At 38.0% G+C, this 25,476-nt stretch carries 22 protein-coding genes and 1 pseudogene; 12 read left to right on the top strand and 11 right to left on the bottom strand.

Translation table 11 applies throughout. From position 1 onward, the window contains the following. Positions 1 to 113: 113 nt before the first annotated feature. A complete protein-coding gene (locus tag BLR60_RS01880) occupies positions 114 to 1,118 on the bottom strand; it encodes a FecR family protein (protein WP_090496353.1) in 1,005 nt (334 codons plus the stop codon). A gap of 301 nt (positions 1,119 to 1,419) precedes the next feature. Continuing rightward, entirely contained in the window at positions 1,420 to 1,986 is a 567-nt protein-coding gene (locus BLR60_RS01885) for an RNA polymerase sigma factor (RefSeq protein ID WP_090496354.1), read from the bottom strand. Positions 1,987 to 2,484: 498 nt separating this feature from the next. Between BLR60_RS01885 and BLR60_RS01890 the strand changes: the two genes are divergently transcribed. From BLR60_RS01890 to BLR60_RS24760, 6 genes and pseudogenes are all read left to right on the top strand, one after another. Next, entirely contained in the window at positions 2,485 to 3,243 is a 759-nt protein-coding gene (locus BLR60_RS01890) for an ROK family protein (protein WP_090496355.1), read from the top strand. An 87-nt stretch (positions 3,244 to 3,330) separates the two neighbouring features. Beyond that, positions 3,331 to 4,746, top strand: coding sequence for an NADP-dependent phosphogluconate dehydrogenase (gene gndA / locus BLR60_RS01895; protein WP_090496356.1), 1,416 nt, complete (start codon positions 3,331 to 3,333; stop codon positions 4,744 to 4,746). Between the two features lie 29 nt (positions 4,747 to 4,775). Next, positions 4,776 to 6,290 (top strand): glucose-6-phosphate dehydrogenase, encoded by a 1,515-nt coding sequence (gene zwf, locus BLR60_RS01900; protein WP_090496357.1) that lies wholly within the window; start codon positions 4,776 to 4,778, stop codon positions 6,288 to 6,290. A 109-nt stretch (positions 6,291 to 6,399) separates the two neighbouring features. Then, on the top strand, positions 6,400 to 7,125 hold the full coding sequence (gene pgl / locus BLR60_RS01905; protein WP_090496358.1) for a 6-phosphogluconolactonase: 726 nt from the start codon (positions 6,400 to 6,402) through the stop codon (positions 7,123 to 7,125). Positions 7,126 to 7,170: 45 nt separating this feature from the next. Then, positions 7,171 to 7,485 (top strand): annotated as a pseudogene (locus tag BLR60_RS01910) (DUF5655 domain-containing protein); the annotation flags it as partial. A 41-nt stretch (positions 7,486 to 7,526) separates the two neighbouring features. Further along, positions 7,527 to 7,685, top strand: coding sequence for a hypothetical protein (locus tag BLR60_RS24760; RefSeq protein ID WP_167354663.1), 159 nt, complete (start codon positions 7,527 to 7,529; stop codon positions 7,683 to 7,685). 78 nt (positions 7,686 to 7,763) lie between these two features. Here BLR60_RS24760 and BLR60_RS01915 read toward each other — a convergent pair whose 3' ends face one another. The 3 genes from BLR60_RS01915 to BLR60_RS01925 all read right to left on the bottom strand — a co-directional run bounded on the left by BLR60_RS01915 (position 7,764) and on the right by BLR60_RS01925 (position 11,376). Next, positions 7,764 to 8,645 carry a Ppx/GppA phosphatase family protein gene (locus BLR60_RS01915; protein WP_090496359.1) on the bottom strand — a complete coding sequence of 294 codons (882 nt, stop codon included), beginning with the start codon at positions 8,643 to 8,645 and terminating at the stop codon, positions 7,764 to 7,766. After that, positions 8,645 to 10,705: a polyphosphate kinase 1 gene (gene ppk1 / locus BLR60_RS01920; protein WP_090496360.1), complete on the bottom strand. Its 2,061-nt coding sequence runs from the start codon at positions 10,703 to 10,705 to the stop codon at positions 8,645 to 8,647. The genes BLR60_RS01915 and ppk1 overlap by 1 nt, the downstream gene beginning before the upstream one ends. A gap of 101 nt (positions 10,706 to 10,806) precedes the next feature. Continuing rightward, positions 10,807 to 11,376 (bottom strand): hypothetical protein, encoded by a 570-nt coding sequence (locus BLR60_RS01925; RefSeq protein WP_090496361.1) that lies wholly within the window; start codon positions 11,374 to 11,376, stop codon positions 10,807 to 10,809. Between the two features lie 75 nt (positions 11,377 to 11,451). Here BLR60_RS01925 and BLR60_RS01930 point away from each other — a divergent pair, with 75 nt between their 5' ends. The 4 genes from BLR60_RS01930 to BLR60_RS01945 all read left to right on the top strand — a co-directional run bounded on the left by BLR60_RS01930 (position 11,452) and on the right by BLR60_RS01945 (position 15,032). Continuing rightward, positions 11,452 to 11,943 (top strand): YajQ family cyclic di-GMP-binding protein, encoded by a 492-nt coding sequence (locus BLR60_RS01930; RefSeq protein ID WP_090496362.1) that lies wholly within the window; start codon positions 11,452 to 11,454, stop codon positions 11,941 to 11,943. Between the two features lie 127 nt (positions 11,944 to 12,070). Next, positions 12,071 to 12,517, top strand: coding sequence for a GNAT family N-acetyltransferase (locus tag BLR60_RS01935; RefSeq protein ID WP_090496363.1), 447 nt, complete (start codon positions 12,071 to 12,073; stop codon positions 12,515 to 12,517). A gap of 61 nt (positions 12,518 to 12,578) precedes the next feature. Further along, positions 12,579 to 13,175 carry a DUF4142 domain-containing protein gene (locus BLR60_RS01940; RefSeq protein WP_090496364.1) on the top strand — a complete coding sequence of 199 codons (597 nt, stop codon included), beginning with the start codon at positions 12,579 to 12,581 and terminating at the stop codon, positions 13,173 to 13,175. Positions 13,176 to 13,430: 255 nt separating this feature from the next. Next, a complete protein-coding gene (locus BLR60_RS01945; RefSeq protein ID WP_090496365.1) occupies positions 13,431 to 15,032 on the top strand; it encodes a S8 family peptidase in 1,602 nt (533 codons plus the stop codon). A gap of 318 nt (positions 15,033 to 15,350) precedes the next feature. Here the strand turns inward: BLR60_RS01945 and BLR60_RS01950 are convergent, their stop codons facing one another. The 6 genes from BLR60_RS01950 to recQ all read right to left on the bottom strand — a co-directional run bounded on the left by BLR60_RS01950 (position 15,351) and on the right by recQ (position 23,236). Continuing rightward, entirely contained in the window at positions 15,351 to 17,474 is a 2,124-nt protein-coding gene (locus BLR60_RS01950) for a xanthine dehydrogenase family protein molybdopterin-binding subunit (protein ID WP_090496366.1), read from the bottom strand. Positions 17,475 to 17,476: 2 nt separating this feature from the next. Beyond that, positions 17,477 to 18,460 carry an FAD binding domain-containing protein gene (locus BLR60_RS01955; protein ID WP_090496367.1) on the bottom strand — a complete coding sequence of 328 codons (984 nt, stop codon included), beginning with the start codon at positions 18,458 to 18,460 and terminating at the stop codon, positions 17,477 to 17,479. Continuing rightward, a complete protein-coding gene (locus BLR60_RS01960) occupies positions 18,457 to 19,080 on the bottom strand; it encodes a (2Fe-2S)-binding protein (RefSeq protein ID WP_090496368.1) in 624 nt (207 codons plus the stop codon). The genes BLR60_RS01955 and BLR60_RS01960 overlap by 4 nt, the downstream gene beginning before the upstream one ends. A gap of 339 nt (positions 19,081 to 19,419) precedes the next feature. Next, complete coding sequence (locus tag BLR60_RS01965; protein ID WP_090496369.1) at positions 19,420 to 20,139, bottom strand: YqjF family protein; 720 nt, start codon at positions 20,137 to 20,139, stop codon at positions 19,420 to 19,422. Next, the gene (gene kdsA, locus BLR60_RS01970; protein ID WP_090496370.1) at positions 20,139 to 20,951 is read right to left on the bottom strand and encodes a 3-deoxy-8-phosphooctulonate synthase; all 813 of its coding nucleotides are present in this window, start codon (positions 20,949 to 20,951) and stop codon (positions 20,139 to 20,141) included. The genes BLR60_RS01965 and kdsA overlap by 1 nt, the downstream gene beginning before the upstream one ends. Positions 20,952 to 21,046: 95 nt before the next feature. Further along, positions 21,047 to 23,236: a DNA helicase RecQ gene (recQ, locus tag BLR60_RS01975; RefSeq protein ID WP_090496371.1), complete on the bottom strand. Its 2,190-nt coding sequence runs from the start codon at positions 23,234 to 23,236 to the stop codon at positions 21,047 to 21,049. A gap of 91 nt (positions 23,237 to 23,327) precedes the next feature. On the opposite strand from recQ, the gene BLR60_RS01980 reads away from it, so the two are divergent. After that, entirely contained in the window at positions 23,328 to 24,296 is a 969-nt protein-coding gene (locus tag BLR60_RS01980) for a KpsF/GutQ family sugar-phosphate isomerase (protein WP_090496372.1), read from the top strand. 15 nt (positions 24,297 to 24,311) lie between these two features. After that, the gene (locus BLR60_RS01985) at positions 24,312 to 25,403 is read left to right on the top strand and encodes a mannose-1-phosphate guanylyltransferase (RefSeq protein ID WP_090496373.1); all 1,092 of its coding nucleotides are present in this window, start codon (positions 24,312 to 24,314) and stop codon (positions 25,401 to 25,403) included. Positions 25,404 to 25,476: the final 73 nt, after the last annotated feature.

A 25,476-nucleotide genomic window follows, 5' to 3' on the forward strand; every position in this document is an offset into this window, starting at 1 on the left:
TACTAAGTTTTACTTTGTCAAATGAGTATACAGTTTGTAAGGCTTGAAATGTGTCCAGCATTTCGGGCCATTTTTTCGGTTTAGTAATTTTATATCATATCTATCTTTATAGTTTATCGTTCATAAATGATTACTTTGTTTTCATAGATGGTATATTTTGAGTTAGATAGCTTAGCAATTACATTCATAATCTGTTCTACCGAACATTTATCGAATTTTGCAGTAAGCTTTACACTTTTTAAAGCTTTTGATCTAATTTCGATATCAAGATCGTACTCACGGGCAATCACCTCCGCAATTTCGCTTAGGGGTTTATCGTAAAAAAAGATTTTGTATTCCCTCCAGCTATCAAAATCGATTGCATTTACATGCTTTTTGGTAGCCTGTCCATTATTTTCATTCACGCTAAGTTGTTCATTTGGTAAGAGGAACTGTACAGGTGCTGTTTTATCTTTATTTTTAAATAACACCCCCACTTTACCTGTTTGCACCGTGATGGTGACATCTTTTAAAGATGGATAAGCATTAATATTAAATGAAGTACCCAGAACGGTAGTACTTACTTTTCCAGTTTTTACTATAAAAGGCTGCTTGCTGCGGTGCTGCACATCAAAAAAAGCTTCTCCTGATAAATAAACAATACGCTTGTCTGTATTAAAATTTAGTGCGTAGCGGATTTTACTATCGCCGTTTAAATAAATGTTGGAACCATCGGGCATGGTTACCAGTCTTTTCTGCCCACGTGGATTGTAAATTTCATGGTATGCAATAACTTCCTGTTCTTTTGAATGAAAATTATTAAAATAAAGCACTGGTAACAAAGCGATCACCATGATTGCGGCGGCTATGGTTAAGTACTTCCGGTAACTGATTTTTTTTACAATTGGCGGGTGTACCGAACTATTTTCAATATGTTGTTGAATGGCCGACCAGTTTTTTTGCTGATTAACGGCTTTGTTCAGCGAATAATCTGCTGCTTCAAAGGCCTGTAAGGTTTCCCTGAAAATCTGTTGATTCTCCTCGCTGCTTCCTACCCAGATCAGTAAATCAGTTAAATCTTCACTGCCAATGGTTTTCTTGCTGTAATGTTCTATTAATTTGTAATAACGTTCGTCCATTTAGTAATGCTGTTCTGCATGTAAGACAGATTATGGGATGCGCATACGTAGCGAAAAAGATCAAGTTATTGTTAACAAATCGTTAAGTGTAAAGAGTTGTTTATAAACCTCAGTCAACTATTAAGTTAAAGGGCTGTCTTATCGAGAAAATCTGAATGTTTTTCAATGAGAAAAGATAGGCCAGCGTTGCAGCGTCTTATAGCCGTGCCATTTAATACATCCAGATGAAAAAAATGTGATCCGCTTTTATCACATTCAGGTACCGTAACCTGTTACCAAAATCTTAGCGAAGTATAGCAAATTAAATAGCCGATCGGTCGGCAGTGAGCGATCTAAAGTTTTTGACGGCTTGGTATAATAGGGTTTCTACCGTTCTTACAGAAATATCCAGTACATCAGCAATGATAGTTTTTTCGAGCATGTCGATGCGGCTCATTAAAAGCACTTCCCTTTGCCGATCTGGCAAAAGGTTAATTAGCCCTATAATTTCGCAATAGGATTCTCTGCTGGTTAGCTGTTCGTGAGGGTTTAAATAGGAGTCCGGATAGTCAAGTGTATCATCACGATCGGTGATACTTAAAACAGGGAGCTTTACACGTTGAATTTCATTAAAGGCTAAATTTTTAGCTGCGGTGAACAGGTATTTTTTGACTGACCTGATCTGAAGATCATTTTTTTTATCCCAAAGCTTCATAAAAAGATCAGCAATAAGTTCTTCAGCCTTATTGTAATCTTTAATGTAAATAGAGGTAAATTTGCATAAAGCGGGATAATACCTGTTAAAAAGTGTTTCTAATGCCAGGCTGTCCCGATTTGCCACTAAAGACATTAAATCTTCATCACATTTACTTAAATATACATCCTTCATCTTGCCAGCAAAAGTAGCCCGGCAACGTTACGGTAATATTAAATAATCTTTTCGTTTAGGTTACCTATGTATTAATTGTGTTGGATTGGCAGTTTAAAACGTGTTTCTTATACAGGTTATTCAAAGAAAAATTACGTTTGGGAATGATCAATCCTACAAAAGGAAATATTAAAAATTCAATAATATTAAAATTGTAGAAGAGATAACCAAATACCAATATCAACCTGAAGCATTCGAGGTCATACATCCACTTGCGCTGTTCTAATAAGGCCCCAATATTAATGAGTGTCACCAAAATAAAAATCAATATGGTGTGATTAATATATTTTCTAACCAGCCCAATTTACCGTCATAACAATTTATATCTTTTCGTTTAACGAAACAAACTTAAATATATGGATCTTATCGTTTAAATTATCGCAATAAATTAATCAAACTTCATTTAATGTTTGCCATTTTAATTTATTTGTAGAACTTCGGAATTATAAATACAAAATTATGGCTACAGAGAAAAAAGCTGCAAACAACAATATATTATCTATTGATATAGGTGGTACAAGTATAAAAACGGTTCTTTTGGATGAAAGTGGGATGATGCTTACCGAATATTTAAAAAGTAAAACGCCACCAGAAGCTACTCCTAAAGATATTGTTTCAGGTATTGTTGAATTAATTAAGTCTTTTCCTGACAGCTATAATCGCGTATCAATTGGTTTTCCAGGTTATGTTAAAAACGGTGTCGTTAAAACCGCACCTAACCTGGCTAAAAATAAATGGGCAGATGTTGATCTCGCACAACGTGTTGCCGATGTGTTAGGCCATCCTGTACGTTTAGTGAATGATGCCGACCAACAGGGTTTAGGCGTAGTTGATGGTAAAGGCTTTGAAATCGTTTTTACAGTGGGTACAGGTTTTGGAACAGCACTATTGTTTGATGGTGATTTGCTCCCCCATTTAGAACTGGCGCATTTTCCGATCAATAAAGAAGAGGATTACGACGATTATATCGGGAATAAGGCTTTTGAAAAAATTGGTGTTGACCGCTGGAATAAGCGGTTAAAAAAGATCATCGAAATTTATAAAACCGTTTTCAATTATGATACATTATATATTGGCGGTGGCAATTCTAAACACATAGACTTTAAATTAGAAAGCAATATTAAAATTGTAACCAATAGAGACGGCATTAAAGGAGGTGCTAAACTTTGGAAACTGGCCGATAAGTATAATATTTTCACTGTTGAGCCCAAAAAATAATTGAGGTTTTATTACAATCATTTAACAACAATAACATCAATATTAATTTGTAAACCCTAATTTTGGGTATATTCTAAAACACAAAAAATGGCAAATAACGATTCTGAAAAATATAAATTGGGAATGATCGGGTTAGGCACAATGGGCCGTAACCTATTATTAAACATGGCTGATAAAGGCTTCTCGGTAACCGGATACGATAAAGATACCAAAATGATTGCTAAGCTCGAAGAAGAAGGCAAGGCACATCATTTAGAAGGCTTTAACGATATTGAAAGCTTTATTTCGAGCTTACAAACCCCGCGTACCCTGATTTTATTGGTGCCAGCAGGCCCGATTGTAGACAGCGTTATTGCCGAGTTAAAACCACTTTTAAGCAAAGGCGACATCATTATTGATAGTGGAAACTCTCATTTTACCGATACCAACCGCCGTGTTGATGAGTTAGAGAAAGATGGTCTACACTTCTTCGGAATGGGTATTTCTGGTGGTGAGGAAGGTGCACGTTTTGGTCCGAGTATGATGCCCGGCGGCGATAAACAAGCATACAATGTAGTAAAAGATGTTTTTGATGCTGTAGCTGCAAAAGTAGGCACAGACCCATGTGTAACCTATATAGGTCCTGGTGCTTCTGGTCACTTTGTTAAAATGGTACACAATGGTATTGAATATGCGATTATGGAGCTTATTGCCGAAGTATATGGCATCCTAAAAAATGGCTTAGGGTATTCAAATCAAGAAATTTATAAAGTATTTAAAAAATGGAACGAAGGCAGGTTGCAATCATTCTTACTGGAAATTACAGCCGAAATTTTCTTATTTAAAGATACCGAGACGCAAAATGATCTATTGGATCAGATCAAAGATGAAGCGCGTTCAAAAGGTACCGGAAAATGGACTTCGGAAGTTTCAATGGAACTTCAGTTACCTATACCAACCATTAACGAAGCTGTTTCTAACCGCGATTTGTCTAAATTTAAAGCCCTTAGGGTTTCGCTGGAAGATGCCTTTGGCAAAAAAGACGCTAAAATTGACGTGACTGTTGAGGAGCTGGAAGATGCATTTTACTTCTCGATGATCAGTGCTTATGCTCAGGGAATGCATTTATTGGTTCAGGCATCAAAAGAATACCAATACGATTTACAATTGCAGGAAATTGCCAAAATCTGGCGTGGTGGCTGTATCATCAGAGCTAAATTCTTAGAAGATATTTATCAGGCTTATGATAAAAACAATGCTCTTGAGCATTTATTTAGTGATGCAGGTATTCAGCACATCATTAAAGGCACCTTAGCTGGTACACGAAAAACAATTGGTGCCTGTATCAGTTCGGGCTTGGGTATCCCTGCCTTTGCTTCTACCCTAACCTATTTCGATACGATTACTACAGGTAGAATGCCTTCTAATTTAATTCAGGCACAAAGAGATTTCTTTGGCGCACATACCTTTGAGCGTATTGATAAAGAAGGCGTATTCCATGCCGATTGGAATAAATTATCTTAACCTATTACACTCACGAACAAAAACATAAAATGAAAGCCAAAACCGCATTAAACCCGACCATTTTTGTAATATTTGGTGGAACAGGCGATTTAAATAAAAGAAAATTAGCACCTGCCCTGTATAACCTGTTTATGGAGGGCTATATGCCTGATCAATTTGCCATTATAGGTACAGGAAGAACCGAATTTACCGATGATAGTTACAAAACTGCATTGGAAGAAGCGGTGAACGAGTTTTCACGTACCGGAAAAGTTAAAAAAGATAAATGGGAAAATTTCGGAAATACGATTCACTACTGCCCTACTGATTTTGCAGAGCCAAAAACTTTCGAAAACCTAAAAGCGGCAGTAGAAAAATATCAAAAAGAGTTTGGTGCAGGTACACAGGTTATTTTTTACCTTGCAGTAGCACCTAATTTCTTCCCTATTATTGCAGAATGTTTGCAGAAATATAAACTGACGCAAGATGAAGACAATAGCCGTATCGTTATCGAAAAACCTTTTGGCCATGATTTAGAATCAGCAAAAGAACTAAATGCCCTATTGAGCACTATTTTCACCGAAAAGCAGATTTATCGTATTGATCATTACCTGGGTAAAGAAACGGTACAAAACATGATGGCTTTCCGTTTTGCCAATGCCTTGTTCGAGCCATTATGGAACAGGTCGTATATCGATCACGTTCAGATTTCGGTAACTGAACAATTAGGTGTGGGCGATCGCGGAGGTTATTACGAAGGTTCTGGTGCCTTGCGGGATATGATCCAGAATCACCTCTTGCAATTACTTTGTTTGGTGGGAATGGAAGCACCAATTAATTTTGATGCCGATGAAATCAGGAACCGTAAAGTGGAGGTTTTAAGAGCAATGCGTCCTTTTTCTGCTGAAGATATCCGTTTTCACACCGTTCGCGGTCAATATAGCAAAGGCTGGGTTGAAGGTAAGGAAGTTCCGGGATACCGCCAGGAAAAAGGTGTTGATCCTCACTCTAATACCGAAACTTTTGCTGCAGTGAAATTCCATATCGATAACTGGAGATGGCAAGGTATTCCTTTCTATTTAAGAACAGGAAAACGGTTAAACCAAACTTCATCATTAATCACGATCCAGTTCAGAGATGTTCCACATCAGATTTTCTCTTCAGATGTAACTGAAAACTGGCAACAAAACAGGTTGGTTATCAGCATACAGCCGGAAATGAGTATCCGTATGCAGGTACAGGCTAAAAGACCTGGTTTAGATATGGTATTAAACCCTGTTGATATGGTATTTGACTATAAAGGAACTTACGAGGGCGATACACCAGAAGCCTACGAAACCTTATTATTGGATGCCATGATGGGTGATCAAACCTTATTTATGCGCGGCGATCAGGTAGAAGCTGCGTGGGAATTGGTGATGCCTATTTTAAACACATGGGAAAGCAAAAAATCAATCAACTTCCCTAACTACCCTGCCGATAGCTGGGGACCGGAAGAAGCGGAAGCACTTATTGCAAGAGATGGTTTCCATTGGTTTAACCTGCCATTAAAGAATAAAGAATAATTTATCCACTGCGCGTCACCCTGAATTTAGTTCAGGGCCTTTTCAAATAGACGCTGAAATAAATCCGATAGCTATCGGATCAGCATGACGACTTTATTATTGATAAAAAATGAATCTACTCATATATAAAACATTAGAAGAACTAAACCAGGACCTGGCAGATTATGTAATTAAAATTGCAGAAATGTCTATCGAAGAAAACGATCGCTTTAATTTTGTACTTACAGGCGGTAGTTCTCCTAAAGCACTTTACCATTTTTTGGCCACCGAAGGGCAGCACAGAATTGATTGGGAAAAAGTATACTTCTTTTTTGGCGATGAACGTAATGTTCCGGCCAACGATGATAACTACAATGGACTAATGGCCAAAAAAACGATTTTAGATCCGTTAGGGATTAAAGAAGATCATATTTTTTACGTAGATACTACTTTGGCTCCGGAAAAAGCAGCTATTGAATATAAAAAAGCAATCGACAAGCATTTTAATGGCGAAGATCCAGTTTTCGATTTAATTCTATTGGGCATGGGCGATGATGCACATACGGCTTCAATTTTTCCGCACACTACTTTGGTGAAGGATGAAGAAGTAAATGTAGCGGCTGTTTATGTAGAAAAACTAGATACGTATCGCATTAGTTTTACTGCTGCATTGATTAACAAAGCAGATAATATTGCCTTTTTAGTGTTCGGTGAGAATAAAGCTGAAGCACTTAAACATGTAATTGGCGATGCGGAAAAAAATCCTGATCTGTACCCTTCTCAGCTAATCGATCCGATTGACGGTAAATTAACCTGGTTTACCGACGTAGCTGCAACGAAATTATTGGAAGATTAAGAGATGATGTTTTCTGAAGAAAAACATTTGTAAGACTTCTTAAACGGAAAAACGGAATATACCTTAGGTTTATTCCGTTTTTTTATGGAGCAATTGACCAAAATCGGCGAAATTAATCTTCATACTACCAGATCGATGATAGCCATCGAATCCAGAATACCTTTTGCATACATTACACAGTTGGGGAAAAACTTTATTCATTTAGTTATTCCTTGCAGTCAACCTTATGAAGATAACCTTTGCTTCACTAAGATTGTACAGGTACCAGGAACGAAGCAGTTTAACCACCATTTGAGAATTTATTTCAAGGAAGATATTAATGACGAGGTGAAAGATTTTTTGAAAATGGCTATGGGATGAGTGACGTCAATATGAGTTTGTTTTAGGGTTATGTACCTAGAATGAAATTATATCTCAGACAGATCCTGAAACAAGTTCAGGATGATGAGGCAGAGAGAGTTTTCTTCAGGTTTTATCATTCTACACCAAATTCGTCATTGCGGGAAGGCTTTTTAAGCAGACGAAGCCTGCCTGCTGCAGACAGGCAATCTTTATATTAAGGATGATAGGATAGATTTCCCCGCCTGTACGGGCGGGCGCTACGGCCTAAATGACGGATCTGATGGAGTAAAATGGTTTTAATCCAGCTTCTCCTCTATAAGCAATTTAATAATTCCATCAGCCATACCCACTTTAGGTACATAAATCTGTTTTATACCGGTCCATTTCATTAAGGTCAGGTAAATCTCGCAGGCCGGGATAATTACATCTGCACGATCAGGGTTTAAACCCAGTGTATGAATCCTTTCTTTCAGCGAATAACTGGTTAATTTGTTATACATCGAATTCAGTTTCTGCAAGGATAAAGGTGCATTTTCCTTTTCATCAGACATGCGGAACAATTTATTGATATTACCGCCGGTACCAATGCCAGCTAAATGCTTATAGGCTTTGGTATGCTCTTTTACCCAATCTTTCATTTCTTCCCAGGTTTCTTCTTTATCCTGGTTGTCAAGCATTCTGATTGTGCCAATATTAAAAGATCTCGATGCCTCGGGCGTACCATTTACAAAAACAGATAACTCGGTACTACCACCACCCACATCAATATACAGGTAATTTTTATTTTCATCTAACTCTTCCTCTATATGGTTGGCATAAATAATATTGGCTTCCCGCTGCCCCTCTATAATCTCTAAAGTAATATCTGTTTCTTTTTTGATCAGTTTAACAATATCTTCACCATTTCGCGCCTCGCGCATGGCAGACGTTGCACAGGCTAAATATTCAGAAACATGGTAAACATCCATTAAATTTTTAAAAGCAGTCATCGTTTTAACCAGGTCTGCAGATTTTTTCTCCGAAATATATTGATCCAGGAATGCATCGTCGCCCAATCGGAGCGGCACACGTATAAGGGTGTTTTTTTTGTACTTATATTTCCCGTCTTGTTTGCTAATATCGGCAATGAGTAACCTCACGGCATTCGAACCGATATCTATAGCTGCGTATCTTAACATTATGATTGATGCTTGGTTTTTAAATAATTGTAGATGTCTACCTGCGCCCTTATCTTTTTACTTAATCTGTTTTTATGGTATCTGTTATTGTTTAAGGCATTAATTTGCCTCGATTTGGTATTATCTTGTAGCTGCAGGTCGATAATGTCTTGTATCTCCTGTTTCACATCATGATCCAGTACTGGAAAACCAACCTCAACACGATGTTCGAAATTCCTGCTCATTAAATCTGCAGAAGATAAATACATATCGTTTTTGCCATTATTACCGAAGATATAAACCCGGGCATGCTCCAAAAATTTATCAATAATGCTGATAGCAGTAATATTTTCGCTAAAGCCCTTTACACCGGGCACCAAACAGCAGATCCCGCGGATAATGAGCTGAATTTTAACTCCGGCATTACTCGCATCATAAAGTTTGGAAATAATGCCTTCATCAGCTAAACTGTTTACTTTTAACATAATATAAGCAAGTTTGCCCTGCTTGGCATTTCTGATTTCGCGATTGATAAAATTAACCAGTTTAGAGCGGCTCTCCAGAGGAGAAACAATCAGGTACTTGAAGCCCTTGGTTACGGTACGCTTGCTCAAAGCATCAAAAAGTTTAACCAGATCGTTGGTGATTTCTTTCCTTGCTGTGAAAATGCTATGATCGCAGTATAAACCTGCAGTTTTTTCATTAAAATTTCCGGTTGCCAGGTTTGCGTAGTATACAGGTTTATCTTTTTCGATCCGTTTAACCAGGCAAATTTTAGAATGTACTTTGTAATCCGTTAAACCATAATTTACTTTAACCCCTTCTTCCATTAAGCGACTTGTCCAGTAAATGTTAGCCTGTTCATCAAAACGGGCTTTAAGTTCTAATAAAACAGAAACAGCTTTACCATTTTTGGCGGCGTTGATTAAGGCGTTGATTACTTTCGAGTTTTCTGCTAACCGATATAAAGTAATCTGTATTTCGGTTACTTTCGGATCAATTGCTGCCTCACGCAAGAACAAGATGATATAATCGTATGATTGGTATGGCAGGTTTACCAAGTAATCACGCTTTGCAACTTTATTAAACATGCTTTGCGTTCTATGCAGGTCGTGAACCTTAAGCGGTATGTTCGGCGCATATTCCAACTCTTTTTTGCCCACATTCGGGAAGGCAATAAAATCGCCAAACTTGTGGTAGCGGTTTCCCGGAATTAAACTTTCAGCTTCCAGCTTGAGCTTATTTACCAGTACCGTAAGCATGTTCAGGGGCATGGCCGAATCATAAAGCAAACGCATGGGTTTGCCTTTTTTGCGCTTCTCTAAACTGTTTTTTAAATCATCAATAAATTTATCATTAATGTTTTTATCAATATCCAGTTCGGCATCACGTGTTAACTGAATGGAATAAGCCTCTAAATTATCGTAAGTAAAAACATAAAATATATCGTCCAGGCAATACCTGATAATGTCTTCTGCAAGAATAATAAACTTTAAGTCGTTTGTTTCAGGCAGCACCAAAAACCGGGGTAAATTTGGTGGAATTTCAATAAGCGCATATTTCTCTTTAACCTTTGTGTCCTTTTTGGAAAGTTTAACAAAGAAATACAGATAACGGTCTTTCAATTCTGGAAAGGGTTTATCCATATCCAGCATGATAGGAACCAGGTTAGATAGAATCTTATCCCTGAAATGATTTTTTACGAATTCTCCCCTGCTCACATTCAGTTGAGTATCGTTTAATATAAAAATCCTGTTTTGAGCGAGTTCATTAATTAAAGTAGCCTGAAAGAGCTGGTCGAACTTTCTTTCCTGTTTTACAACAATATTTTTAATCTCGTTAAGAATTTTTTTAGGATTAAAGCCCAAAAGTGCCTTCGCCTTATCATTCAGATTAGTTAACCGGGTTATGGTGGCTACTCGTACCCGATAAAACTCTTCTAAATTGGAAGAAAATATAGATAGAAATTTAATCCGTTCAATCAGCGGAACAGTTTCGTCAGCCGCTTCTTGCAGTACACGTTCATTAAAGTAAAGCCAACTAATTTCACGGTTAAAAAATGGGATTTTCTTACTGGTCATTTAAAAAAAATAAAAAATCCCTGCCAAAACAGGGATGTTCAAAACTGCACATTAATTTGTTAAATCGATGTTAATTCATTTACATGTTAACGTTAACAAATTTATTTTTTAGCTGGTGTTTTTACAATTTTCTTAACTGCAGGAGTCGCTTTCGCAGCTGTTTTTTCCGCAATCTCAGTCGCTTTTTCCGGCGCTTTGCCTGCTACTTTTTTAGTCGTTTTAGCGGCTTCATTTACAGCTTCTTTAGCTATTACTACAGGTTTCGCCAAAACTTTCTCTGCTTTTTCTTCCGTTTCTATTGTCGCAACTTTAATACTTTGTACTACCGGCTTCGCTTTTGCCAGCGCTTTTTTTACCACTTTTTCAGCAGATTTCTCAGATTTACTTACCGCTTTGGCAACAGGTTTTTTTACTTCCTTTGCTTTCTCTTTGGATGTCTGTAATAAATCATCAATTTTTTGCCCCACATCAGCTTTTACAACAGTAAATTTTTTAGTTAGTTTTTTAGCTACCCGCTTACTGGCTTTACCCACCTCCGTACTAATTTCAGATACATCATGACCTAAACTTTTAATTACAGCTAAGAATTGGGTAGTAATTGATTGTTCAAGTTGTTTTATAGCTTCTTTTTTTATAATCTTTTTTTCGGACTTCGGCTTAGTGGTTTTCATATTATTTTCGTTTTTTTGTGAGACTGGATTAATTTCTATTAAATCTACTTATTTTTTTACTTTAAAGCTAAAACCATGCCTTCTTTTGATATTGTAAGTAAAGTTGATGCGCAAACATTAGACAACGCCATTAACAATGCTAAAAAAGAAATTCTTAACCGATTCGACTTTAACGGATCAAAAAGCACGATCGATCTGGATAAAAAAACAAATGTAATAACTATTGTTACTGAAGACGATATGCGCCTGAAAGCTATTGAGGGGTCTATCATTTCACGGATGATGAAGCAGAATTTAGATCCGAAAAGTTTAAACTTTGGTGATGAGCATCAGGCTTCTGGTAACATGATCAGAAAAGAAATCAGCATTAAAGAAGGTTTAGATAAAGAAGCAGCCAAAAAAGTGGTGGCCAAAATCAAGGCGAGTGGTTTAAAAGTTCAACCTGCTATCATGGATGATCAGGTTCGGGTTACGGCAAAGAAAATTGATGATTTACAGGCCGTGATCAGCCTTTGCAGGACTGAAGATTTTGATCAGCCATTACAGTTTATCAATATGCGCAATTAGAAAGCTTAACTGTCTAAACTGGTTAATAGTTTAACTGCGGAAGAGGCTTAGGAAAACTAGCTAATTCTTTAAGTGCTTTTGAAAGAATTCATTCATTTAATCATTCAAAATTCAATCATTAATCAAAATGGAAATCAGCGAAAACGGCTTTATATTTTCCGATCAAAAGGCGCTTTTAGATATCGAAGCAATACATAATTATTTAAGCAACGAATCCTATTGGGCCAAAGGTATTCCCTTAGCTACTGTTAAACGATCTATAGAAAATTCACTTTGCTTTGGCATTTATAAAGATCAGGAACAGGTAGGATTTGCGCGCTGGATCACTGATAAGGCAACTTTTGCCTGGCTCTGCGATGTTTATGTTAAAGAAAACTACCGCGGCTTGGGTTTATCTAAAAAAATGATGTCGTTTATGATTTTCCATCCAGATTTGCAAGGCTTGAGGCGTTATCAACTGGCTACATTGGATGCTCACGGACTCTATGAGCAATTTGGCTTTTCAGCGATTCAAAATCCGGAAAGACAAATGGGCATCGTGATTCAGAACGCATATGATCAGGGAGCAGAATAGATAAAAAAAACCTTTTTTAAACTCTCTTGTTTTCCATACAAATCAAAATATAAAGGAAAACATGAAAAAGATATTTTTATTATCCACCGCTTTTGCATTAGCGCTTTCATTTCAGGCTTGCCAAACTGCAGACAAAAAATCGGCAACGACTAAAGACAGCGTTTCTGGCGATACAACTATGGTAAACGGTAACCACGTAGCCGGATCAGAGAGCACTGAATCGGGTGTCGATGAGGCAGGTGCAACATTTTTAAGGAAGGCTGCTGTAGGCGGTATAATGGAAGTTGAAGCAGCTAAAATTGCGGCTAAAAATGCACAAAGTGCAGAAGTAAAAGATTTTGCGGCCAAAATGCTTACCGACCATACCAAAGCTAATGCAGAATTAAAAGCTTTGGCAATAAATAAAAAAGTGATTACGCCTGATGCCTTACCAGCTGATGAACAGATTCATTTGGATGGTATGAAAAAAATGACCGGTGCAGCGTTTGATAAACATTATATGGATATGATGGTTACCGATCATGAAAAAACAGTTGCCTTATTTAAGCAAGGTACTGAAAACCGCGACCAAAGTATTAAAGAATGGGCAGCAAATACCTTAAAAGTAATTGAATCACATAACGAAATGGCCAAGAAAATTGTGGCTGGTTTAAAATAGATTATTAAGGTATCTTTATATTTAGTAGTCGTCATGTCGAGCGGAGTGCACGAAGTTGGGAAATCTTTTCAAATAGATCTCTCCCCGCCTGTACGGGCAGGCATTACGTAAAGCTCAGTTCGGTATGACGGCTTTTTTTATTGGGAACCTGCCTTAAGGAGTGCGAAAATATGCCAAAAAGTATTTAATTTGAATACAATTTCTTTCAATAAGAAATTAAAATTAACTTTCGCCGTTTAATACGAAAATACATAAATGAATAAGAGTAAAATTTTCAGAGTGCTGTTCGGTATTGCGCTCGCTAGTGTGGTACCAACTTTGGCCAATGCACAAAAAGCCAATTGGCAAAATCTCGACCTTAAAAGTGATAGCACATTCGGAATCAGTACCGAAAAAGCATATAAAGAACTTTTAAAAGGTAAAAAATCTGTTAAAGTTATTGTAGCGGTAAATGATGGTGGTGTAGAGGCTACACACGAGGATTTGAAACGGATTATGTGGGTAAACACCAAAGAGATCCCCAATAATGGCAAGGATGATGACAAAAATGGTTATATCGATGATGTTAATGGCTGGAATTTTATTGGCGGACCTAAAGGATCTGTCAATTTCGAAACTTTAGAGTTAACCCGTTTGGTTCGTCGCGATCAGGTGCGTTTTGCTAATACCACAGATGCGAATGTAGCAGAAAAAGATAAAAAAGATTTCGAAGTTTTTAAAGCAGAAAGAGCCGATTTGGAAAAACAATTAGCAGAGGCTAATGAAAATCTGGCAGGTATTACGGGTTTTAAAAATGCTTTAGATGGTGTGGTAAAGAAAATCGGTAAAGAAAATCCAACTGCAGAAGATTTTAAAAACTTTAAACCTACTAATCAAGTTGAAGGCAGAATCCAAAATGTATTGAGTCAACAATTAGAAAAAGGCAGTTTTAAAGATTTTTACGAAGATCAGATCGTAGAAGGTTTGGATTATTACACACGCCAGGCCAAATACAACTTAAATATTGATTATGATCCACGTTCCATTGTTGGCGATGATCCTAACAATGCTAAGGAGCACTTTTATGGCAATAATGATGTTGCAGGTCCTGATGCTATGCACGGTACGCACGTAGCAGGTATTATTGCCGCAGATAGAACCAATAAACTTGGTATTTTAGGCGTGGCCGATAATGTTGCTATTATGGGGGTTCGTTGTACGCCAAATGGTGATGAAAGAGATAAAGATGTGGCTAATGGAATCCGTTATGCGGTTGATAATGGTGCCAAGGTAATTAACATGAGTTTTGGTAAAGCTTATAGCTGGGATAAAGCCATAGTTAACGAAGCGATGAAATATGCGGCATCTAAAGACGTATTGATTGTACAGGCTGCAGGTAACGAAAATAAAAATATCGATGTAGAAAATAATTTCCCTAACCACAAAGATTTAGATGAGAAAACTATTGCATCATGGATAACAGTTGGTGCTTCTGGCCCTAAAGATGACGAAACACTAAAAGCAAGTTTCTCTAACTTTGGTAAAGCACAGGTAGATGTTTTTGCTCCGGGTGTACAGATTTACTCTACTGTACCAGGTTCTAAATACAAAAACTTAGACGGAACCAGTATGGCCTCTCCTGTTGTGGCAGGTTTAGCTGGTTTAATCCGTTCTTATTATCCAAAATTAACGGCAGCGCAGGTAAAAGAAATTATTGTAAAATCGGTTACTAAGGTGGATCACAATGTTGAGTATGCCAAAGGTGAAGGACCAGATGCACAGAAAGTTTCTGTTCCTTTTTCCGACCTTTGTATTAGTGGCGGAATTGTGAATGCTTACAATGCATTAAAATTAGCAGCAACTTATTCAGGTAAGTAAGTCTATAACTATCCTGTTTGTCATTCTGAGCGAAAGCGAAGAGCGGACGAACAAAAAATGCGTTCCATTGAAAAGTGGAACGCATTTTTTGTAGATTAAAACAAAATTCTACCTCGAAGCCTAAAGAAGTCAAGTTTTTTAAACCCGAACTCTGTTTATAAAATTAGGCTCAACCAATCCACCATGATGAATTCATTCTACAAGTAGAAATAGCGCTTTCAAATGCCTTGCATCCTTTAACAGAAAGACTTTGAAATAAATTACCTCCGGTGAGCTCGCTAAAGGCTCGGTTCAGGGTGACGACCGCTTAGCGAATGACTACGCCAATATCTTATCAGGTGTGATGGGTAATGTCCTAATCCTCTTACCAGTGGCATTAAAAACGGCATTAGCCACCGCTGCAGAAAAACCGATCAAAGCAATTTCGCCCATACCTTTTGCCCCCATCGGATTAATGTAGGGATCGGGTTTATTAATAAAATTAACATCGATTTCCGGTACATCGGCATTTACCGGTACATGGTAATCAGCAAAGTTGTTATTGATGTATCTTCCATAACGGTGGTCGATTATTGATTCTTCGGTTAGGGCCATACCTATTCCGCCCACTGCACCACCGACCATCTGGCTTCGGGCTGTTTTCGGACTTACAATAGTACCTGAATCGCCAACAGAAACAATTTTATTGATCTTCACTACTCCTGTTAAGCTATTTACCTTCACCTGTACAAAATGAATGGAGAACGAATACATGGAGTAGCTATCTTTTTCTTTCCCGCTCTGGCTCTCTTTGGTAATTTCTATTTGAGGGAGATTATTCTTTTTTAATACATCAACAAAATTAGATGTAGCATCCATATTTGAATTTGCTGCCAGTTCTGCAATGGTTGACTTTAATGCTACGCAAACGTCATTCACGGCCGAGCCTACTGTAGATAACGTAGCTGACCCGCCTTGACTTGGTGCTGGTGGTAAGGATGAATCGCCCAATTCGAACGTAATTTTATTCACAGGAATATTCATTAATTTATTGGCAATTAAAGTCATGCCGGTTCCTGTTCCGGGACCAATATCGCTGGTTGCACTTTGTAAAAGCAGCGATCCATCGGCTTTCAAAATTCCTTTTACGCTGGCTTTACCCCTGTTGGCATTAAATACACCAACACTTACCCCGTAGCCTGTTTGCCATGGTCCTTCAAGCAAACTACCCGGTTTGTTTTTCCGGTTGCGCCATCCTATTTTATCTGCCCCTATTTTATAGGCTTCTTTAATATTTTTGCTGGAAAAGGGTTTATTTTTTTGCTGATCGGTTTCAGGATCGTTTTTAATCCTAAAATCCAGTGGATCCATATCTAGCGCATGCGCCATCTCGTCAATCGCGCTTTCCAATGCGAAAGCACCTGTGGCCTCACCCGGTCCGCGCATCCAGATTGGTACACCTAAATCAACAGGTACAATGACATAAGAAGTATTTACATTATCACATTGATACATAAATTTCGCCATGTTCACTACACCTTCAGTAAAGTTCTCATAAGTAGATGTCTCCCCGTAGGCTCTATGCGTAATGCCTGTTAATTTACCATCCTTATTGGCACCTAACCCAATGGTTTGTATGGCCGCTGGCCGATTACCCACCATGGTAAACATCTGCATTCTGGTAATCACCACTTTTACGGGTTTGCCAATATGTTTAGAGGCCATTACCGTTGCAATTTCCAGCGGCCAGGTCCGCAGGGCCATGCCAAAGCCACCACCCACAAACTCCGAATTTACCTGGATATTTTCCATCGGAATTTTAAAAACGTTTGCAATAGTACCCTGCGTAGCTTTTACACCTTGTGTTTTGGCGTAAACAGTGAGCTGGTTATTTGGTCGCCAATCGGCAATAATCCCATGTAACTCCATAGGATTATGTGTTTCAATGGGTAAAAAGTATCTTTCTTCGAGCTTTACCTCTGCAGTTTTATAAGCATTTTCTTCACCACGTTTATAATCAGCCTGTCCCTGTAGTTTTTTAGCCTTTGGATCTTTAAGTGCTTTTTCGAAATCGGTATTAAATGTTTCATTAGCGTAGGTGGCTTTAACCAATGAAGCAGCATAAGTTGCCCTTTCAAAAGTATTCGCAACAACGATAGCTATAGGTTGTCCGTTATAAAAAATCTTATCGGTATAGAAAATCTTCATCTGCGGGCCACTTTCCTGCTCATAAGCAGCAGCCGATGGTTTATTCAGGTGTGAAATCACAGCAATAACGCCCGGAGCTTTTTCGGCGGATTTGGTATCAAGTGAAGTAATTTTTCCTTTGGTAATGGTACTGGTTACCAAAACACCATAAGTTAAACCTGGTAATTCATATTCGGCAAAATACTTGGCTTTTCCGGTTACTTTTAAGAATCCATCTACGCGATCGTTCTCATCTTTTAACATGTTCTTTTCCATAACTAGGCTTTTGATTTTGCAAGGTTCAACGCTTCAATAATCGTATTAGGTGCCAGTTTTAATTTGAAGTCGTTACCTCCAAAGCCTTTAGCATCCTTCATGGCCAATTGTGCCGCCTGCTCAAAATTCGTTAAGCTAGCTTCTTTTCCTTTTAAAAAAAGCTCAGATGCCGTTAAACGCCAGGGTTTATGTGCCACCCCACCCATGGCCAACCGAACATCAATAATTTTATTATCGACGGTTTCAAAAGCTGCCGCTACCGATACCAGTGCAAAAGCATAAGAAGCCCTATCCCTAACTTTAAGATAATGGTAGTTTTTAGCCAGATTATTAATAGGAATCTCCAAACCGGTAATCATTTCATCAGCCTTTAAGTTATTGTCTAATTGGGGTGTATCTCCAGCTAAGCGATGAAACTCTTTAAATGGAATTTTGCGTTCGCCTTTTGCATTTGCCAATATCACTTCAGCGTCTAAAGCAACTAAAGCGATACACATATCGCTGGGATGAACCGCAATACATTGGTCTGATGTTCCAAAGATAGCATGCATGCGGTTAAAACCTTCCATAGCTCCACATCCGGTTCCGGGTTGGCGTTTATTACATGGCATTTCGGTATCATAAAAATATCCACAACGTGTACGCTGCATCATATTACCGCCAACAGTAGCTACATTTCTCAACTGCGCCGATGCGCCTGCCTGTAAAGCCCATGAAAGTAAAGGTAGTTTTTCTTTAACCAAGGCATGGTCTGCAACCGCTGTATTGGAAGTCAGCGCACCAATGTAGATTTTATTTCCCACCTGCTTGATTTCTTTCAGCGGGACGTGGTTGATATCAATGAGTTTTTCTGGTGCGGTAACACCTCTTTTCATCAGATCGATTAAGTTGGTACCACCTGCAAGAAATTTTGCGTTTTTATCTTTAACTAATAAAGCAATTGCCGATTTTACTGTGGTTGTTCTGAGGTATTGAAAATTGATCATATGGTTTGACCTCCTTCCTTAACTTCAATAATTGCATCAACTATGTTTGGGTAAGCGCCACACCTACAGATATTTCCACTCATGTATTCACTTATTTCTGCCCTGGAGTTAGTGTGGCCTTCGCGGACACAAGCTACGGCCGACATGATCTGGCCAGGTGTACAGTAACCGCATTGGAAACCGTCGTGTTTGATAAAGGCAGCCTGCATAGGGTGTAGCGTATCGCCATTTGCCAAACCTTCAATCGTGGTAATCTTCTTTCCCTCATTCATTACCGCTAAGCTCAGGCAAGCGTTTATCCTTTGTCCATCTACATGAACAGTACAGGCACCACATTGGCCATGGTCACATCCTTTTTTAGTACCTGTTAAGTGTAATTCTTCGCGCAGATAATCTAAAAGTGTTACCCTAGGCTCAACTATTGTTTGATAAGCCTTATTGTTTACCGTAAGCTTTAGTGGGATTTTCTCAAAAAGCTCAGCGAAACGTTCGTCAGCATTATTTTCGGCTGCTTTGATTGCGGCACCGGGCGTTAGTGCAATAGCCGTAATTACTGAACTTTTTTTAAGGAAATCGCGCCTGCTATCGCCTTGATTTGGTTTCTGATCGGAAGATTTCATAGTTGGATATTTATAAATGGATGCATTCCCAGAATCTTCTTTATTATAAATTCATCGATAAAATTACCTCGGTTCTCCGGTATTTCCATCTTTAAATTTAATATAAAAATTAAAGTAATTTCCTTTAATTTGATAGGTAAAAGAAAAGTTACGCCCAGGAGATAACATTAACAAATATAATAACCAATTATGCCGCTTATTGTTCGAACTTGTGTACTACAATATTGCTTCTTATGCGTCCGAAATACACTTGAGCGCATTTTTGGTTTCACGAGAAAATTAAAGCAAATTTAGCGTGGTCATTATCACGCATTTGATTCAAATGATGATAAAATTAATCTAAAATTGTTTTCCCTTAAGCACCTTAATTTCTGATCCTTCTGCTAAGAAAACAGAATCTGGCTGGGCATGATTTAAGAAAGCAAAATCATCTCCATAATTTATTCCAAAATCGGCATTGATTTTATAACTTTTCACGGGATAGGCTTGCCAGCGCGGATGTTCTACCCCATACTCCGATATTTTGTTGTGACCAATGTTGGTATAACCCCAGTAATGCTCTGTGATAAATTCTTCTTCGCTACCCGGTCTAATTTCTTCTGCCTGGGCATCTGCAATTACCTTAAAATTATTCCATGTTTTATTTTTCCAGAGATAATCCACCTCAAGCTCGTTTTCCTTCGCTATCCAAACATGTTTCATTGGTAAAGTTTGGTAATTTTCTTTATAAATGGTATTTGCAACAAGTGTTATTGCGGGTAAAGCGACAATTTCTTTAACAAACACAACTCCTCTTTTCCATTCTTTACCGTCTTTAAACCGAACATAAAAGCGCAGGTTAACTTCCTCAAAATTGGTATGGAATGGAATATTAAAGCCTCGTAACTTTACATTAACAAACATAAAACCAACCAAGCTAACGTAGTATTTCCCTTGCCAGGTATCCAGTTCAGTATATGGAGGAAGATATTTTAAAAGAATTTGCTGATCAACCGCATATTGCGCAAGTGCCAACTTACGCCATTCTGCAGTTAAGAAAACCCCTTTGTTAGCCGCCATTAGATAACAGCTTGTCTTAAGCGAACTAATTTGATTAAAGTTTCTTCAAGCAAATCAAGGTGAAGCATATTGGCACCATCTGATTTCGCATTTGCAGGATCAGGATGTGTTTCTATGAATAAGCCATCTGCACCAACTGCAATGGCTGCTTTGGCAATGGTAGAAATGAGTTCTGGTTTACCACCAGTAACACCGCTGCTTTGGTTAGGCTGTTGTAAACTATGTGTACAGTCCATTACTACCGGCACACCAAAACTTTGCATTTCTGGTAAACCACGATAATCTACAATCAGGTCCTGGTAACCAAAGGTATTGCCCCTATCCGTTAAGATGACTTTATTGTTGCCAGCTTCTTTTACTTTTTCGACAGCAAATTTCATTGATCCAGCCGATAAAAACTGGCCCTTTTTTACGTTAACTACCTTTCCGGTTTCGGCAGCAGCAATTAACAAATCGGTTTGGCGGCATAAAAATGCAGGAATCTGCAATACATCCACATAAGCAGCAGCCATAGCTGCTTCACCGCTTTCGTGAATATCGGTAACTGTTGGCACACCAAATTCTCTACCAATTCTTTCTAAAATCCTTAAGGCTTTTTCATCACCAATGCCCGTAAAAGAACTCCCTTTGCTCCTGTTTGCCTTGCGGTATGAACCCTTAAAAATATATGGAATCTGCAGTTTATCGGTAATCGTAATAATCTTATCAGCGATTCTCATGGCAATATCTTCGCCTTCAATAGCACATGGACCAGCCATTAAAAAGAAATTTCCCGAATCTGTATTTTTTAATTTATCTAAATAGTTAAGCATAGTTGGGGTATGAGGTATGAGATTTGAGATGTGAGATGTGAGATTTGAGAGGTAAGTTTTTCTCAAATCTCACATCTCAAATCTCACATCTGGTTTTAGTTTCCTAATTCTGACATGAATTTAATCCGCATCAATTGAATTTCTTCTCGGGTGTAATCGGTTTCACCCAGTTCATTAAGCGCTTCATCTATAGAATCGCTTTCAGCTGCTCTGAAATAGTCAAAAACCTCATCCTGTCTATCATCGTCAATTACTTCATCAATGAAATAGTTCAGGTTAAGTTTAGTACCAGAGTTTACAATCGATTCTACTTCTTTCAGGATTTCTTCGTAAGTGATGCCTTTGGAATCAGCAATGTCTTCCAAACCAATCTGTCTGTCTATATTTTGGATAATTGAAACTTTCATCTGCGATTTATTGGCCTGCGTTTTAATAATCAGATCAATAGGCCGTTCGATATCATTATCCTCCACATATTTTTTGATCAATTCGATAAAAGGTGTCCCGAATTTCATGGCTTTACCCGAACCTACACCAGAAATCTGGCGAAGCTCTTCCATCGTAATGGGATAATGCGTACACATTTCCTCTAAAGATGGATCCTGGAAAACCACAAATGGTGGCACACTTTTCTGTTTCGCAATTTTTTTGCGTAGCTCTTTCAGTAAAGACAGAAGATGGGTATCCAAAGCACCTGAACCTTGTTTTACATCATCGTCATCATCGTCGGTGCCGTTTTCTATTGGTTCATTCAGTATAAATTTCAGGCTATAAGGATTAACAATAAAATCTCTTCCCTGCTTGGTTAACTTTAATAAACCGTAATTATCGATATCCTTAAAAAGGAAATTATTTAAAACCGCCTGGCGGATAATTGACTTCCACATCAATTCGCCATCTTCCTTGCCAATTCCAAATTCAGGAACCTTACTGTGTTCGTATGCGATGGTTTGTGCTGTTTCTAAGCCCAGGAAAACGTTTAGCAAGTGTGCATCGTCAAATTTCTCTCCGGATTTCTCAATAAACTTTAATAAGGTAGATAACTGACTTTCGGCATCGAACTGTTTTTTAGGCTTTTTGCAGTTGTCGCACATGCAGTTACAGCCAGTTTCGTTAAAGTTTTCGCCAAAATAGTGAAGAATTTGCTTACGGCGGCAAACGCCAGATTCTGCATAATCAATCACCTCCTTTAATATCTGCGTACCAATCTCTCTTTCAGAAACTGGTTTATCTTTCATAAACTTGGCCAGTTTATCTACATCTTTTTGAGAGTAGAAAGCAATACATACCCCTTCGCCACCATCACGTCCGGCCCTGCCCGTTTCCTGGTAATACCCCTCCATGCTCTTCGGCACATCGTGGTGAATGACAAAGCGAACATCGGGTTTGTCGATTCCCATACCAAAAGCAATGGTTGCAACAATTACCTCGGCATCTTCCATCAAAAATTTATCCTGCGTTTCTGCCCTAACCTTTGGATCCAGGCCTGCATGATATGGTAATGCACTTATTCCGTTAAGGTTTAAAGCTTCGGCCACTTCCTCTACTTTTTTACGGCTAAGGCAATAGATAATTCCTGATTTACCCGGATTAGACTTGATGTATTTAATAATCTCTTTGGTAATATCTCGTTTAGGGCGGATCTCGTAAAATAAGTTCGGCCGGTTAAATGAAGATTTAAACAATGTTGCTTCCGTCATACCCAGGTTTTTCATAATATCCTGTTGTACTTTGGGCGTAGCAGTGGCGGTTAGTGCAATAATTGGAATATTATTCCCTAAACCGGCAATAACCTGTTTAATCTTGCGGTATTCTGGCCTGAAATCATGTCCCCATTCAGATATACAATGCGCTTCATCAACGGCAACAAAAGAGATTTTAATCAGGTTTAAAAAATCAATATTATCCTGTTTTGCCAAAGACTCTGGCGCAACATACAATAATTTAGTCTGACCGCTTAAAAGGTCAGATTTAACTTGTGTAATTTCAGATTTGTTTAAGGATGAATTAAGAAAGTGAGCAATACTGTCATTTCCACCAAAAGCCCTTAATTGGTCTACCTGGTTTTTCATTAATGCAATCAATGGAGAAATCACAATTGCTGTTCCCTCGCTCATTAAAGCGGGCAACTGATAGCAAATAGACTTTCCTCCGCCTGTAGGCATAATCACAAAAGTATTATTGCCTTCTAAAATATTGGTAATGATCGACTCCTGATCACCCTTGAAATTATCAAACCCGAAGAAATTTTGTAGGTTATCAAATAACGACTTTTTCACGTCCATTTTGTGTAATAAAATATGCGATGCTATTTTTGTATCCAAAATAACATAATTTTACAAGAATTTCAAGTATTAACAAACAATTATTTTCTCTTTGAAAAGTAAAAAATCTATAATCCAATCAGCTATAGGCACTTTAGCGCTCGAAGCAGCAGCAATATTAAATGTTGCCAGGAATATTAACGACGATTTTGAAAAAGTTGTATCAAGCATTTTAAATGGCAAAGGTCGGGTAATTGTAACGGGCATAGGAAAAAGTGCAATCATTGCGCAAAAGATTGTGGCTACTTTTAATTCAACTGGTACACCTGCCATTTTTATGCATGCTGCAGATGCTATTCACGGCGATCTTGGGATGATCCAGGTGGATGATATCGTGATCTGTCTTTCTAAGAGTGGAAGTACGCCAGAAATTAAAGTGCTTATCCCCTTATTGAAAACATCGGGCAATCTTCTGATTGGGATGGTTGGGGAATTAAATTCTTTTTTGGCTGAGCAGGCTGATCTGATTTTGAATACTTCTTTTGAAAAAGAAGCCTGTCCACATAATTTGGCGCCAACAACCAGTACTACTGCGCAATTGGCATTGGGCGATGCCTTAGCCATTTGTTTGTTAGAATGTAGAGAATTTAATGAATCAGATTTTGCAAAATATCATCCGGGCGGTTCATTGGGTAAAAAACTGTATTTAAAAGCTGGTGATTTGGCGCTGTCCAACGAAAAACCTGCTATACCCCCATCTGCTTCAGTTAAAGATGTACTGATAGAAATTAGCAAAAACCGTTTGGGAGCTGTAGTTGTTGTAGATAGCGATGATAAGGTGCTTGGCATTATTACCGATGGCGATATTAGGCGGATGTTGGAAAATAACAGTAGTATTGCAGACTTAAAAGCAGAAGACATCATGGGCAGAACGCCTAAGAGCATACAATTTGACGCCTTAGCTGTTGATGCCTTAGCTATTATTAGACAAAACAATATAACCCAGCTGTTAGTTCTGGAACAAAATACTTACTTTGGCATCATCCATTTACACGATCTTTTAAATGAAGGCATTGTGTAATTTTTAAATTATAAAATGAATAAAGACTATTATGCATTAATTATGGCCGGTGGCGTTGGAAGTCGCTTTTGGCCGGTAAGCAGAACGGAGTATCCAAAACAGTTTATCGATTTTTTCGGTGTTGGAAAAACGCTCATTCAAAGTACTTACGAAAGGTTCCTAAATATCTGTCCTCCTGAAAATATATTTATTGTTACCAACGAAATCTATTCTGATCTGATTAAACAACAATTACCGCTGTTAACAGATAACCAGATTTTAGCCGAGCCTTTAATGAGAAATACAGCACCTTGTATTGCTTATGGAAGTTTAAAAATAGCAGAGTTAAATCCTAATGCAACCATTGTAGTTGCACCTTCAGATCATACCATTGCCAATATTGATGGCTTCGTAGACTCTATTGAGCAATCTTTAGAAGCTGCATCAAAAAACGATTGTTTAATTACCTTGGGAATTAAGCCTAACCGTCCTGATACCGGTTACGGATATATTCAGCATACCGATTATGTGCTTAATACCGATACTGATCTGCATAAAGTTAAAACCTTTACCGAAAAGCCCAATTTAGAATTGGCAAAATCATTTTTGCAGAGCGGCGATTTCTTATGGAATGCAGGTATCTTTATTTGGTCGGCTAAAGCGATTTTGAATGCTTTCGAAAAACACCTGCCAGATATGTATGAGATATTTAATGTGGGAAGATCTGAATTGAATAAAGCCAGCGAAAAAGAATTTATTAACAATGCCTATCTTCAATGTACCAATATTTCAATTGATTTCGGAATCATGGAGAAAGCAGAAAATGTTTACGTGCTTCCATCTGATTTCGGCTGGTCTGATTTAGGAACCTGGGCCTCCATTTATGAAATGGCTGAGAAAGATTATGTAGGTAATGCGGTTATCCCTTCAGAACAAGTTTTGATGTTCGATTCATCAAATTGCATGGTGAATGTTCCAAAAGATAAACTGGTGATCTTACAAGGACTGCATGATTACATTGTGGTTGAAAACAATAACATGCTCATGATCTGCCCAAGAAATGAAGAACAAAAGGTTAAAGAGTTTGTGGCAGAAGTTAAATCCAGATTTGGAAACAAGTTTATATAGAGCGGTATAAAGTGAGAGGTAAAATGGATGATGTGCATAGTTTCATCATCCATTTTGCATTTTAACATCTTAT

It is taken from the genome of Pedobacter terrae (assembly GCF_900100705.1).
In the GTDB taxonomy this organism is placed as follows: domain Bacteria; phylum Bacteroidota; class Bacteroidia; order Sphingobacteriales; family Sphingobacteriaceae; genus Pedobacter; species Pedobacter terrae.